The organism is Streptomyces sp. NPDC001380, from assembly GCF_042895785.1.
GTDB lineage: Bacteria > Actinomycetota > Actinomycetes > Streptomycetales > Streptomycetaceae > Peterkaempfera.
This window is the reverse complement of record NZ_JBIAWP010000006.1, coordinates 258,452-270,692: the sequence shown is the minus strand read 5'-3', so window position 1 is coordinate 270,692 and position 12,241 is coordinate 258,452. Positions and strand designations below refer to the sequence as shown.

The 12,241-nt window shown below is 76.6% G+C and carries 11 protein-coding genes; 5 read left to right on the top strand and 6 right to left on the bottom strand.

Annotation, left to right across the window (positions count from 1 at the left end; all coding sequences use genetic code 11):
* Window positions 1-336: 336 nt before the first annotated feature.
* From ACFY07_RS10530 to dnaN, 5 genes are all read right to left on the bottom strand, one after another.
* Window positions 337-684 (bottom strand): MerR family transcriptional regulator, encoded by a 348-nt coding sequence (locus tag ACFY07_RS10530; RefSeq protein WP_390868286.1) that lies wholly within the window; start codon window positions 682-684, stop codon window positions 337-339.
* A 610-nt stretch (window positions 685-1,294) separates the two neighbouring features.
* Window positions 1,295-2,266, bottom strand: a complete 972-nt coding sequence (gene rfbB, locus ACFY07_RS10525) for a dTDP-glucose 4,6-dehydratase (protein WP_390868285.1) — start codon at window positions 2,264-2,266, stop codon at window positions 1,295-1,297.
* Window positions 2,267-2,479: 213 nt separating this feature from the next.
* Window positions 2,480-3,748 carry a PP2C family protein-serine/threonine phosphatase gene (locus ACFY07_RS10520; protein ID WP_390868284.1) on the bottom strand — a complete coding sequence of 423 codons (1,269 nt, stop codon included), beginning with the start codon at window positions 3,746-3,748 and terminating at the stop codon, window positions 2,480-2,482.
* Window positions 3,749-3,861: 113 nt separating this feature from the next.
* A complete protein-coding gene (locus ACFY07_RS10515; RefSeq protein WP_390868283.1) occupies window positions 3,862-6,648 on the bottom strand; it encodes a SpoIIE family protein phosphatase in 2,787 nt (928 codons plus the stop codon).
* 74 nt (window positions 6,649-6,722) lie between these two features.
* Window positions 6,723-7,949 (bottom strand): DNA polymerase III subunit beta, encoded by a 1,227-nt coding sequence (gene dnaN, locus ACFY07_RS10510; protein WP_390868282.1) that lies wholly within the window; start codon window positions 7,947-7,949, stop codon window positions 6,723-6,725.
* 276 nt (window positions 7,950-8,225) lie between these two features.
* On the opposite strand from dnaN, the gene ACFY07_RS10505 reads away from it, so the two are divergent.
* Both ACFY07_RS10505 and ACFY07_RS10500 read left to right on the top strand, forming a co-directional pair.
* Window positions 8,226-8,522, top strand: coding sequence for a type II toxin-antitoxin system VapB family antitoxin (locus tag ACFY07_RS10505; protein WP_230649283.1), 297 nt, complete (start codon window positions 8,226-8,228; stop codon window positions 8,520-8,522).
* Window positions 8,523-8,777: 255 nt separating this feature from the next.
* Window positions 8,778-9,413, top strand: a complete 636-nt coding sequence (locus ACFY07_RS10500; protein WP_390868308.1) for a LytR C-terminal domain-containing protein — start codon at window positions 8,778-8,780, stop codon at window positions 9,411-9,413.
* Between the two features lie 109 nt (window positions 9,414-9,522).
* On the opposite strand, the gene upp is transcribed toward ACFY07_RS10500, so the two are convergent.
* On the bottom strand, window positions 9,523-10,158 hold the full coding sequence (gene upp, locus ACFY07_RS10495; RefSeq protein ID WP_230649281.1) for a uracil phosphoribosyltransferase: 636 nt from the start codon (window positions 10,156-10,158) through the stop codon (window positions 9,523-9,525).
* Between the two features lie 272 nt (window positions 10,159-10,430).
* On the opposite strand from upp, the gene ACFY07_RS10490 reads away from it, so the two are divergent.
* The 3 genes from ACFY07_RS10490 to tadA all read left to right on the top strand — a co-directional run bounded on the left by ACFY07_RS10490 (window position 10,431) and on the right by tadA (window position 12,231).
* Window positions 10,431-10,781, top strand: coding sequence for a hypothetical protein (locus ACFY07_RS10490; RefSeq protein WP_390868281.1), 351 nt, complete (start codon window positions 10,431-10,433; stop codon window positions 10,779-10,781).
* A 220-nt stretch (window positions 10,782-11,001) separates the two neighbouring features.
* On the top strand, window positions 11,002-11,568 hold the full coding sequence (locus tag ACFY07_RS10485) for a hypothetical protein (RefSeq protein WP_390868280.1): 567 nt from the start codon (window positions 11,002-11,004) through the stop codon (window positions 11,566-11,568).
* A 153-nt stretch (window positions 11,569-11,721) separates the two neighbouring features.
* A complete protein-coding gene (gene tadA, locus ACFY07_RS10480; RefSeq protein ID WP_390868279.1) occupies window positions 11,722-12,231 on the top strand; it encodes a tRNA adenosine(34) deaminase TadA in 510 nt (169 codons plus the stop codon).
* Window positions 12,232-12,241 lie beyond the last annotated feature (10 nt).

Here is a 12,241-nt window from a genome sequence, read left to right as displayed (position 1 = left end):
CACGGAGCAGGCCCCCGGGCGCGGTGATTTTCCTTCCCCCGCCCGCCGGTCCATGAATTCTCGTCTTTCATTGCACTGAATTTCTCTTCCTGCGGCGACAGGTATTCGCACAGGGCGGGCGGGACGGGCGGCGTCGGCCGCCCGGTCCGGGCGGACGGGTGCGGGTGGGGCGGGGGTCGCCGCACGGGTGTCCGCCGGGGCCGGCCGACGGCGTCGGCCCGGTGCGCACGGCGCCGGGCCCCGCCCCTTCCCGTCCTGCCGGCGTGCCTCCGGGACCGTCGGGTCGGCCCGCCGCCCGGTCGTCGCGTCCTCGGGCCGCGTCCTCGGGCCGCGGCTTCAGGAACCGGTGTCCGCGTCGGGGCCGGCGGCCTCCTGGCGCAGCTCCTCGTTGAGGCGCAGGGCCTCCTCGAGCTGGTCCTCCAGGATGACGATGCGGCAGGCGGCGTCGATCGGGGTGCCCTGGTCGACGAGTTCGCGGGCGCGGGCGGCGATGCGCAGCTGGTAGCGGGAGTAGCGGCGGTGGCCGCCCTCGGAGCGCAGCGGGGTGATCAGGCGCGCCTCGCCCACGGCGCGGAGGAAGGCGGGTGTGGTGCCGATCATCTCGGCGGCGCGGCCCATGGTGTAGGCGGGGTAGTCGTCGTCGTCGAACCGGTCGGCGGTACGCGGTTTGGCCTCTGGGGTCACTTGCACCTCTTCTGGAACTGGAACGCGTCGAGGGGCCCCGGTGCCGTGCGGCACCGGGGCCCCGAGGGGTTCAACACCATCTACATCTACCGGCGCTGTGCGCCTCTCTGTGTCCGCACGGCCGTCCGGGAGGACGGGAGTGCGGGGATCGCGGATGCGTGACCGGGGACCACCTTCCATTCCGGGGTCTGCGGTACCCGAGCGGACCAGGTCGTGGCTCGGGCGATCCTGATGGCGTCGTCCACTCCTCTCTTTCTCATCTGTACTGGCTGGTACTGCTTCGGGCTGCGGTACCGACCGGCGGCCCCTCGGGCCGCCCGGCCCGGCAGTCAGCCGCGGGACCTTCCTCTGCTTGCCGGCCCCGCGCCCCCACTGCCGTGCCGATGCACCGCGCGCGGCGGTCCGTCTCTGCCGCGCTTCGACGACTTCTGGCTACGGGAGAAACCCTAGCCGAGGCGCCACCCAATGTCTACTGCGGACACAGCAGATTTTGCTGCGTCCGTGGGAGATGTCCCCTGCTGCGGCACAGCGTCGTGCTGCGGCACACCGTCGTGCCCTGCAGGGCGGCCCTGCGCGCGAGGACCCGGGGGACGCGGCGGTCCGGCGGCGGTCAGCCGCCGGCGGGCGCGGCGGCGTCCCACCAGTCGGGGTGGGCGCGGTACCAGGCGACGGTGCCGGCGAGGCCCTCGGCGAAGGGGCGGCGGGGGCGGTAGCCCAGCTCGGTGCGGATCCTGGTCCAGTCGAGGCTGTAGCGCGCGTCGTGGCCCTTGCGGTCGGCGACGTGCTCCACGCGGTCGGGGCCGGCCCCGCACGCCTCCAGGAGCATGCCGGTGAGCTCCAGGTTGGACAGCTCGGTGCCGCCGCCGACGTGGTAGACCCGGCCGGGGCGGCCGCCGTCCAGGACGAGCCGGACGGCGCGGCAGTGGTCCTCCACGTGCAGCCAGTCGCGGACGTTCCGGCCGTCGCCGTAGAGGGGGACGGTGCGGCCGGCCAGCAGGCGGCGGACGAAGCGCGGGACCAGCTTCTCCGGGTGCTGGCGGGGGCCGTAGGTGTTGGGGGCGCGGGTGATCCTGACGTCCAGGCCGTGGGTGCGGTGGTAGGCGAGGGCGAGGAGGTCGGCGCCGGCCTTGGAGGCGGAGTAGGGGGAACTGGGGTCGAGGGGCGCGTCCTCGGTCCACGAGCCGGAGGGGATCGAGCCGTAGACCTCGTCGGTGGAGACCTGGACGAAGGTGCGGGTGCCGGCCCGGACGGCGGCCTCCAGCAGCGTCTGCGTGCCCAGGACGTTGGTGGCGGTGCAGTCGGCGCCGCCCGCGATGGAGCGGTCGACGTGCGACTCGGCGGCGAAGTGGACCACGGCGTCGTGCCCGGGGAGCAGCGCCGCGGCCAGGGCGGCGTCGCGGACGTCGCCGCGGACGAGGCGGAAGCGCGGGTCGCCGGCGTGTTCGCGCAGGTTGGCGGGGTTGCCCGCGTAGGTGAGGGCGTCGAGGACGGTGACGGCGTCGGGCGCGTCCGGGCCGGACAGCAGCGCGCGGACGAAGTGGGAGCCGACGAAGCCGGCTCCGCCGGTGACGAGGACCTTCACGCCGGTGAGGCCGCCTTTCGCTGTGCGGGTGGTTCGGGGGCGGTGGTGCGGGGGCGGTGGTGCGGGGGCGATGGCAGGGCGGGCGCAGCCCCCGGGCGGGGGGCGGGGAGCCCGGCGGCACCCCGCCCGGGGCCGGGTTCCGCTCCCCCACCAGCATGGACCCGGCCGACGGGGAGCGGACGGGCGCCCTCCGGAACGGGATCCCCGTCCGCGTCACCCGCCGGCGTCACCCGCACCACGGCGCGGTACGGCGGCGCGGCCCGGCGGACCGTTCACGGCCCCGCCCCCGGCGGCACGACCGCCCCCGGCACGACGGCCGGATCCGGCTCCGCTACCGCCGTCGCGAACCGTCGCGGGCTCGGGCTCGGGCGCGGACGCCCGCTCCGCGGGGGCGCCCAGGCGGCGGACCACGAGCACCGCAGCGTCGTCCCCGAGGCGGCCGTCCGCGTACCGGCCGAGGTCGGCGCGCAGGTCGCGGACGAGGGCGTCGGGCCCGGCGGGCAGCCGCTCCGCGACGCGGTCCGCCAGCGGGTAGAAGACCCCGGCGGCGTCGCGGGCCTCGGGCACGCCGTCGGTGCAGAGCAGCAGCAGGTCCCCCTCCGCCAGGTCCGGGCACCAGGGGCTGCGCTCCGGGCCGGCCAGCGCGGTGAGGCCGAGCGGGAGGCCGGGGTCCGGGCACTCGTCCTCGGTCACCCGCGTGCCGTGCAGGAGCAGCGGCGGGAGGTGGCCGCAGGAGAGCAGCGACAGGGCTCCCCCGGGGGCGAACTCCGCGAGCAGCGCGGTGACGAAGCGCTCCGGCTGCCCGCCCTCCGCGGCCCGGCGGTTGTGGCGGACCACGGCCTGGTCGAGCCGGTCGGCCACGTCGGGGAGGGCCGCGAGGTGGTAGCCGGACTCGCGGAAGGCGCCGAGCACGGCGGCCCCGGTCTGGATGGCGTCCAGGCCCTTGCCCTGGACGTCCCCGATGAGCACGCGGGTGCCGTACGGGGACTCCACGACGGCGTAGACGTCGCCGCCGACCAGGGCGTCGGCCTGGGCGGGGGCATAGAAGCCGTGCACCTCCACGTCCGCGGTGCGCAGGGGCAGGGCCTGGAGCAGGGTCCGCTGGAGGACCCGGAGGGTGACCCGGGCGCGCATCAGGTCGCGCTCGCGCTGGAGGCGGTAGCGGCAGACGGCGGTGCAGACGGCGGAGACGGCGACGGCCGACCCGATGGTGAGCCAGTCGCCGGGGGTGCCGCCGTAGCTTGGGGAGACGCCGTACAGCAGGACGAGCGCCAGGACGGTGAGCCCGCCGAGGGAGGCGGTGCGGCCGACGGAGCAGACGTTGGCGGCCAGTCCGGGGACGACGAGGAGGACGACGCTGATCCAGTAGTGGCGCGCGGTGGCCAGGTCGAGGGCGACGACCAGGACGACCAGGGAGAGGAGCAGCAGGAACCAGGTGGCCTCGCGGGGGTCCTGGACCGGTTCGGGGGGACGTCTGCGCACCTCACGCATGCTATGCCCTGGTGTGCACACCTATGTCCGTACCCGCGCGGCGCCCGGCCGACGGGCGGCCGGGCCCGGGGCGGGGGGCTCACGGGCCGTCCGGGGCAGGGGGCTCACGGGCCGTCCGGCCCGGGGACCGCCTGCTCGGCCCAGATCACCTTGCCGTCCGGGGTGTAGCGGGTGCCCCAGCGCTCCGCGAACCGGGCCACCAGGAACAGCCCCCGGCCGCCCTCGTCGGTGTCCGCCGCGTACCGCAGGTGGGGCGAGGTGCTGCTGGTGTCGGAGACCTCGCAGACCAGGGCGCGGTCGCGGAGCAGCCGCACCCGGATGGGCCCGGTGGCGTGGCGGATGGCGTTGGTGATCAGCTCGCTGAGGATCAGCTCGGTGGTGAAGGCCGCCTCGTCGAGGTCCCACGCGGCGAGCTGCCGCGAGACCGCGGCACGGACGCCGGCGACGGCCGCCGGGTCGGAGGGCACGTCCCACTCGGCGACGCGCTCCGCCGGGAGCGTGCGGGCGCTCGCCACGAGGAGGGCGATGTCGTCGCCGGGCCGCTCGGGGAGCATGGCGTCCAGGACCGCGGTGCAGACCTCCTCGGGCGTCCGGTCCGCGGCGGCGGCCAGGGTGCTGCGCAGCAGCTCCAGCCCGACGTCGATGTCCCGGTCCCGGGCCTCCACCAGCCCGTCGGTGTAGAGGACGAGCCGGGTGCCCTCGGGGAGGTCCAGCTCGGCGGTCTCGAACGGCATGCCGCCCAGCCCGAGGGGCGGCCCGGCGGGCAGGTCGGGGAAGACGACGTCCCCTCCGGGCGTCACCACGGCGGGCAGCAGGTGGCCGGCGCGGGCGAGGGTGCAGCGGCCGGAGACCGGGTCGTGGATCGCGTACAGGCAGGTGGCGCCGGTGATGGCGCCCACGCCGCCCGCGGCCTCGTCCTGGTCGATGCGGGCGACCAGCTCGTCGAGGTGGCCGAGGAGCTCGTCGGGCGGCAGGTCGAGGGCGGAGAAGTTGTGGACGGCCGTGCGCAGCCGGCCCATGGTGGCGGCGGCGTGCAGTCCGTGGCCGACGACGTCGCCGACCACCAGGGCGACGCGGGCGCCGGGCAGCGGGATGACGTCGAACCAGTCGCCGCCCACGCCCGCCTGCGCGGGCAGGTAGCGGAAGGCGACGTCGAGCGCGGACTGCTCGGGCAGCCTGCGGGGCAGCAGGCTGTGCTGCAGGGTGACGGCGACGGCGTGCTCGCGGGTGTACCGGCGGGCGTTGTCGATGCAGACCGCCGCCCGGGCCGTCAGCTCCTCGGCGAGGGAGAGGTCGTCGTCCTCGAACGGCTCGGGCTTCTCCGAGCGGTAGAAGTGGACCATGCCCAGCAGGACGCCGCGGGCCAGCAGGGGCGCGGTGACCAGCGAGTGGATGCCGTGGGCGAGGACCCGGTCGGTGCGGTCGGGGTCCTGCGCCCGCCAGCCGACCGAGGAGCGCAGGTCGGGCTCCACCACGGCCCGGGCGTGGCCGAAGCCCCAGCCCTGCGGGGAGGAGGGGGAGAAGCGGATCAGCTGCCCGACGGGGTACAGGGGGTGGTCGTCGCGGATCCCGCGCACCGCCACCCGGCGCATCTCGGCGCGGGCCCCCGCGTGGGGCTCCTCGCCGGACAGCACCGACTCCACGAGGTCCACGGTGGCGAAGTCGGCGAACCGCGGCACCGCGACCCGGGTCAGCTCCTCGGCGGTGCGCACCACGTCGAGGGTGGTGCCCACGTCCACGCCCGCGTCGTACAGCAGCCGCAGGCGCTCCCGGGCGCCCTCGGCGCGTCCTGACAGGGCCCGCAGCTCGGTGGAGTCGCGGAGCGTGGCGACGCTGCCGGGCGGGCCGCCGTCGCGGTCGGTGGGCCGGTTGCTGACCGCCAGCAGCCGGTCGCCGGCCAGGACCACCTCGTCGGTGGCGGTCCGGCCCGAGGCCAGCAGCTCGGCGGCGCGGGGTTCGAGGCCGAGGTCGGCGACGGGCCTTCCCTCGGCGTCGGGCGGCAGGTCCAGGAGGCGGGACGCCTCGTCGTTGGCGAGCAGCAGCCGGCCGTCGCCGCCGACGATCAGCACGCCCTCGCGGACGGAGTGCAGGACGGCGTCGTGGTGCTCGTACATGCGGGTCATCTCGGTGGGTCCGAGCCCGCGGGTCTGGCGCCGCAGCCGCCTGCTGACCAGCGCCGTGCCGGCGGTGGCCAGGGCGAGCGCGACGGCGGCCGCGCCCAGCAGGAGCGGCAGCTGGCGGTCGACGGCGCCGGAGACCTTGGCGATGGTGATGCCCGCCGACACCAGGCCGACGACGCGGCCGCCGTCCCTGACCGGCACGACCGCCTGCACCAGCGGGCCGATGGTGCCGTTGACGGTCTCGGTGACGACCCCGCCCCGCAGCGCAGGTCCGATGGTGCCGACGAACCTCTTGCCGATGCGGTCCGGATGGGGATGGGTGTAGCGGATGCCGCGGGTGTCCGTGACCACGACGAAGTCGACGCCCGACAGGGCGCGGGCCGCCTCGGCCTTCGGCTGGAGCACCGCCGTCGGGTCGGGGCCCGCCAGCGCCTGCGGCACGCCGGGCGCGTTGGCGAACGCCTGGGCCACCGCGACCGAACGGTTGCGGGCCTCCTTGACGCTGTCGTACCGGGCCTGCAGCACGAGTTCGGCGACGGCCGCCACGACGAGCAGCAGCACCACCGTCACCTGGAGCACGAAGACCTGGCCCGCCAGGCTCCGCATGCCCAGCAGCCGCCGCGGGCGGGATGCCGGGCCGCGGCCGTCGCCGGACCGCCCGGTCCACCGCCCGGCCTGCCGCTCGGTTCGCTGGTCAGGCCGAGTCCGCGGGCGCCGACCGGGGGTCGTCGGGGCCGACTGGGCCCTGGATCGGCCCGGCTGTCGGGCCATACCCCATGTCTACACTGCCTCGATCGCGGAGGCGACCGCTGAGCCGGAGGCGGGAACGCGCCCGGGCCGGGCGGTCAGCCGGCGCTCTTGAGGGCCATCAGCAGGTGGTGGTGGCCGGGCTCCTCCGGGCCGTCCTGGGTGCCCCGCCCGGCCAGCAGGACGCGCTGCCCGGGGCCCAGCAGCGAGAACTGGACGTAGGGCGCCTCCAGCGCGCCGAGCGCGTCCGCGAGGTAGGCGGGGTTGAAGGAGGCGTGGGTCGCCGGGCCGCTCAGCGCGGCCGGCAGCCGCTGGGAGGCGGTGTCGTCGTCGCCCGCCCCGGCCTCCAGCAGCAGGGAGCCGGCGGAGAAGTCCAGCCGCACCGGGCCGTGCCGGTCGGCGACCACCGCCACCCGCCGGACCGCCTCGGCCAGCGGGGCCCGCTCGGCGACGACGACGGCCGGGCCGTCCAGCGCGAACAGCCGCTCGTGGCGGGGCAGGACGCCGTCGATCAGGCGCATCGTCGCGGCCGCGCCGCCGCCCTCCAGGCCCAGGACGCCGCCGTCCAGGGCGAGCCGGACCGTGCCGGCGCCCGCCAGGGCGCGTGCCGCGTCCAGCAGGCGGCGCGCCGGCACGACCACGGACCCCCCGGTGGCGGCTTTGTCGGTACCGGCCTTGTCGGTGCCGGACCCGCCGGTGCCGGACCCGCCGGTGCCGGACCCGCCCGGGGCGGACCCGCCCGGGGCGGACCCGCCCGGGGCGGACCGGCCGGGCAGGGGCCGCCAGTCCAGGGTCCGCACGGCGAAGCGGTAGCGGTCGGTGGCGGCCAGCACCAGGGTGTCGTCGTGCAGGTCGATCCGGATGCCGGTCAGGACCGGGAGGGTGTCGTCGCGGCCCGCGGCCACCGCCGTCTGCGCCACCGCGGCGGCGAGGGCGGCGGCGTCCAGCTCGCCGCACACCTCCGGCACCGCGGGCAGCGCCGGGTAGTCCTCCATCGGCAGCGCGGCCAGGCCGAAGCGGACGCCGCCGCAGGCCACGGCCAGGCGCGCACCCTCCCGTACGCACTCCACCGGGCCGTCGGGCAGCACCCGGCAGACGTCGAGCAGCCGGCGGCCGGCGACCAGCACCCGCCCGGGCTCGGCGGTGTCGGCCTCGGCGGCGGTCCGGGCGGAGACCTCGAGGTCGTGGCCGGAGACCGACAGCCGGCCGTCGGACGCCTCCAGCAGCAGGCCGCCGAGGACGGGCAGCGGCGTCCGGGCCGGCAGCGCGCGGCCGGCCCAGGCCACGGCGTCCGCCAGTGCGCCGCGCTCGATCCGGAACCTCATCGGGTGCCCTCCTGCCGTCGGATGTGCGGTGGGCCGGGACGCTACCGCCCGCCACCGACAACCGGCCGGGCACGCGGGGGCCGGAGGGGTCCGCCGGCGGTGCGCCCCCAAAACCCCCATAGGCGGCGAAACATGACGGACGGCAGGCCCGGGGCGGTACGACCTGCCCGGGCGGCCGTCGCCGCCTTCGCGCGTCGGCGCTGGTGGGAGGCGGCCGGTGCGAGAGGTGGGGCGTCCTTGCTGCGCCGCCGCCCGCGGGAACGGTAGGCTTTCCGTGTGATCTTCAAGCGCATCGGCAACGGGCGGCCGTACCCGGATCACGGCCGGAACAGCACCCGCCAGTGGGCGGACGTCGCCCCGCGTCCGGTGCGGCTGGACCAGTTGGTGACCACCAAGGGCCAGCTCGACCTGGAGACCCTCCTCGCGGAGGACTCCACCTTCTACGGCGACCTCTTCGCCCACGTGGTGAAGTGGCAGGGCGACCTCTACCTGGAGGACGGCCTGCACCGCGCCGTGCGTGCGGCCCTGCAGCAGCGGCAGGTCCTGCACGCCCGGGTCCTCGACATGGAGTGACCCGCCCCGGCGGCGCCGGGACGGCGCCGGACGGTTTCGTACCGGTCGGCGCGCGGCCGGGGGCACCGCGGCGGCGGGCGGGGACGCGCCGCCCGGTATCGCTTTGTGCACGCTTTCGGGTGCCCCCATACTCCAAATGATGATCATTTAGTACGCTCGCGCAAGGTCGGCACTACGCTGTTGACCACGGCCTCTGCGATGCCCGCAGCCGTATCCACCTGCCTGTCCCGCGCGAGGGGGCGACCCACGGTGAGCATGTTGACGCCCCCCGGACTGAAGGGGAAGCAGTACCGGGTCACCGGTACGAGCTACCCCCGCCTGGTCCCGCCCAACAAGCGCCGGCGGCGGATCACCGCCCTGGTGTCGACGGTGCTGGCGGTGGCCCTGATCAGCTGGGGCACGGTGCAACTGGCCGGCGTCTTCGGCGGCAAGGGCAGGAAGCTCTCCGCCGCGGCCTGCCCCGCGCCCTCCCCCTCGGCCTCCCGCGCGGCGGCCGGGGCCTTCCCGGCGCCCGGCCCCGTGCCCAGCCCGAAGGCCGTCACCGTCAACGTCTACAACGCCACCGCCAAGTCCGGCCTGGCCGGGCACACGGCCGACGAGCTGAAGAGGCGCGGCTTCAGGATCGGCAAGGTCGGCAACGCCCCGGCCTCGCTGGACAAGAAGGTCAAGGAGGCCGTCCGCCTGCTCGAGGGCCGCGCCGGCAGCAGGGCGGCCGCCCTGCTCGGCGCCCACGTCACCGGGGCGAGGAACACCGCGGACGCCCGCAAGGACGGCTCGGTCGACTTCGTCATCGGCGACGGCTTCAAGGCGCTGCGCACCCCCGCCCAGGCCGCGCAGGCACTGGCCGTGCTCACCAGGCCCGCGCCGAAGCCCTCCGCCTCCCACTGCTGAACCCGGCGCGGCGGGGCCCCTCCGGGCAGCCCCGCCGACGCCCGGACGCGGCTGCGGCCGGCCACCCCGTGCGGGGGTGGCCGGCCGCAGCCGCGTCCGTGGGGCGGGGTCAGCCCGCGGTGCCGTACAGGCGGTCGCCCGCGTCACCGAGGCCCGGCACGATGTAGCCCTGCTCGTTGAGGTGGTCGTCGACCGCGGCGGTCACCACCGTCACCGGCAGTCCGGCCAGGTCCTTCTCCATCGCGGCCACGCCCTCCGGGGCGGCGAGCAGGCAGATCGCGGTCACGTCGTCGGCGCCGCGGTCGATCAGCATCCGGATCGCGGCGACCAGGGTGCCGCCGGTGGCGAGCATCGGGTCCAGCACGTACACCTGGCGGCCGGAGAGGTCGTCGGGCATCCGCGTCGCGTACGTGGAGGCCTCCAGGGTCTCCTCGTTGCGGATCATCCCGAGGAAGCCGACCTCGGCGGTCGGCAGCAGCCGGGTCATGCCGTCGAGCATGCCCAGGCCGGCCCGGAGGATCGGCACCACGAGCGGCCGGGGGTAGCTCAGCCGCGTGCCGGTGGTGACGGCCACCGGGGTGGTGATCTCCACCTCGTCGGTGCGGACGTCCCGGGTCGCCTCGTACGCGAGGAGGGTGACCAGCTCGTCGGCGAGCCGGCGGAAGGTGGGCGAGTCGGTGCGCTCGTCGCGCAGCGTCGACAGCTTGTGGGCGACCAGCGGGTGGTCGAGGACGTGGATCCGCATGACTGAGACAGTAACCGAGCCCGGACACCCGTACGACCTGCGGGCGCCCCGGCGGGGGCGCCGGACGGGGCGGGCGGCGGCACCGGCGCGGCCCCGGGGCCGCCCCGGCGGGGACCCGGGGCGGTCCCGGCGGGGACCCGTCCGGCGGTGTCGATGCCGCCGGACGGGGAAAGGCTGACCGTATGAAAGGACGGGGGGCCGCGACAGGCGCGTCCCGTCCGGCCCCGTACGGGACAGCGGGCAGGCAGTGCGCGCGGATCGCAGGGGATCGCATGGCTGAGCAGAACCGGTCCGGACGGGACCGCGTCCGGCGGCGCCCCGGAGGCGCGGCCGCCTCCGGGACGGGGGCGGAGGCCGGGGGCGACGACACCCGTACGGACGGACCGGCGCCCCGCAGGGGCGCGGCCGACGGGGTCATATCCGCGGGCGGGGAGCCGGGGGCGGCCGCACCGCGCGGGGCCGCCGGACGGCGCCAGGAGACCGACGCCGAGCGGCGCCGGCGCCGGGCCCTCTTCCTGCGCGAACTGGCCGAGGCCCGCGAGCTGCGGGCCCGCGTCCAGCCGCGCCGCACCAAGGAGCGCAGGATGCGGGAGGTGCTGCGGATGCGCACCTTCCGCATCTGACGTCCGGTCCGGACGGCGTCGGCGGCCGGGGCCGGGGGCGTGATCCGCTCCGACACGACCTGCGGGGACGCGCTGCGGAACACCCCCCGCAGTGGCAGGGTTTCTGTCACGATTCCGGTTGGGGTGCCCGAGAGGCGGGCAGCCCTGGAGCGGGGGGCGTTCTTGCAGGGCCGCCGACCCGCACCGGCTCTCCGACAGCCGAGACCATGGGAGTGTCCTGGTGGCGTACTTCGCTGCAGTGCTCGCTCGCACCGAGGACGGGTGGAGCGTGGGCGAGACCGAGCTCGACAACGTGGAAACCCTCGCCGACCTGGCCGACCTGGCACGCCAGGCCTCGGACGACGAGGAGCCCGTCCTGGTCTTCATCGAGCAGGAGGACGCGTGGTTCGCCGTCGTCCGCGTGGACGGCGAGGAGGATCCGCGGATCTTCGTGTCGGACGGCGCCGCCGCCGCCCGCAGCGCCTACGGGGAGATCGTCCTCACCGACGAGCTCGTGGGGCGCAGCCCGGGCGACGGGCTGGACGACCTCGACACCCTGGTGGCCGAACTGGACGACGAGGACGGCGCCTCGGGCTCCGCCTCCGAGGACGACGACGACAACGGGACGGCCGCGGACCCGGACGGCGTGCCGGCCGGGCCGCTGGGCGACACCGAGGTGCTCGCCGAGTTCGGGATCACGGCCCGGGAGCTGCTCGCCATGAGCGGCGAGGGCGCCGTCCCCGGCGACGCGCTCGCCGAGATCGCCGACTCGCTGGGCTGCGCCGAGGTCCTGGAGGCCGTCCGCTGACGGACCGGGCGGGGTCCGTACGGCCGGCGGGGCCGCCGGACCGGGGTACCTCCCCGCCCGCGGGCCCGGCGCAGGCCGCGTGCCCGGCACGGCCCGCGGATCCGGGCCGCCCCGGGACCCGGCCGGGCCGCCGGGTGCCCGACACTGGAGGGCATGCAGACCACGCCCCTCCCGGCCCCCGTACGCCCCGACCCGGTGCGCGACCGCTGGACCGGCCCCATGCGGCTCGCGCTCGCCGAGGCCGCCCTGGCCCCGGCCACCGGGGACGTGCCGGTCGGCGCCGTCGTCCTGGGGCCGGACGGGACAGTGGTCGGGCGCGGCCGCAACGAGCGCGAGGCGGTCGGCGACCCGACCGCCCACGCCGAGGTGCTCGCGATCCGGGAGGCGGCCCGGGCCGTCGGGGAGTGGCGGCTGTCCGGCTGCACCCTGGTGGTCACCCTGGAGCCGTGCACGATGTGCGCGGGCGCCGTCGTGCTGTCCCGGCTGGACCGGGTCGTCTACGGCGCCGTGGACGAGAAGGCGGGCGCGGCGGGCTCCCTGTGGGACGTGGTCCGGGACCGCCGGCTGAACCACCGCCCCGAGGTGGTGCCGGGCGTCCTCGCGGAGGAGTGCGGCGCCGCCCTCACCGCCTTCTTCGACACCCACCGCGCCGAGCCGGGCTGATCGGCCGCCA

Coding starts and splice junctions, on each gene's coding strand:
- tadA (WP_390868279.1), top strand. CDS start 11,722: ATGCAGACCACGCCCCTCCCGGCCCCCGTACGCCCCGACCCGGTGCGC.
- ACFY07_RS10490 (WP_390868281.1), top strand. CDS start 10,431: ATGGCTGAGCAGAACCGGTCCGGACGGGACCGCGTCCGGCGGCGCCCC.
- ACFY07_RS10515 (WP_390868283.1), bottom strand. CDS start 6,648: ATGGCCCGACAGCCGGGCCGATCCAGGGCCCAGTCGGCCCCGACGACC.
- ACFY07_RS10500 (WP_390868308.1), top strand. CDS start 8,778: ATGTTGACGCCCCCCGGACTGAAGGGGAAGCAGTACCGGGTCACCGGT.
- dnaN (WP_390868282.1), bottom strand. CDS start 7,949: ATGAGGTTCCGGATCGAGCGCGGCGCACTGGCGGACGCCGTGGCCTGG.
- upp (WP_230649281.1), bottom strand. CDS start 10,158: ATGCGGATCCACGTCCTCGACCACCCGCTGGTCGCCCACAAGCTGTCG.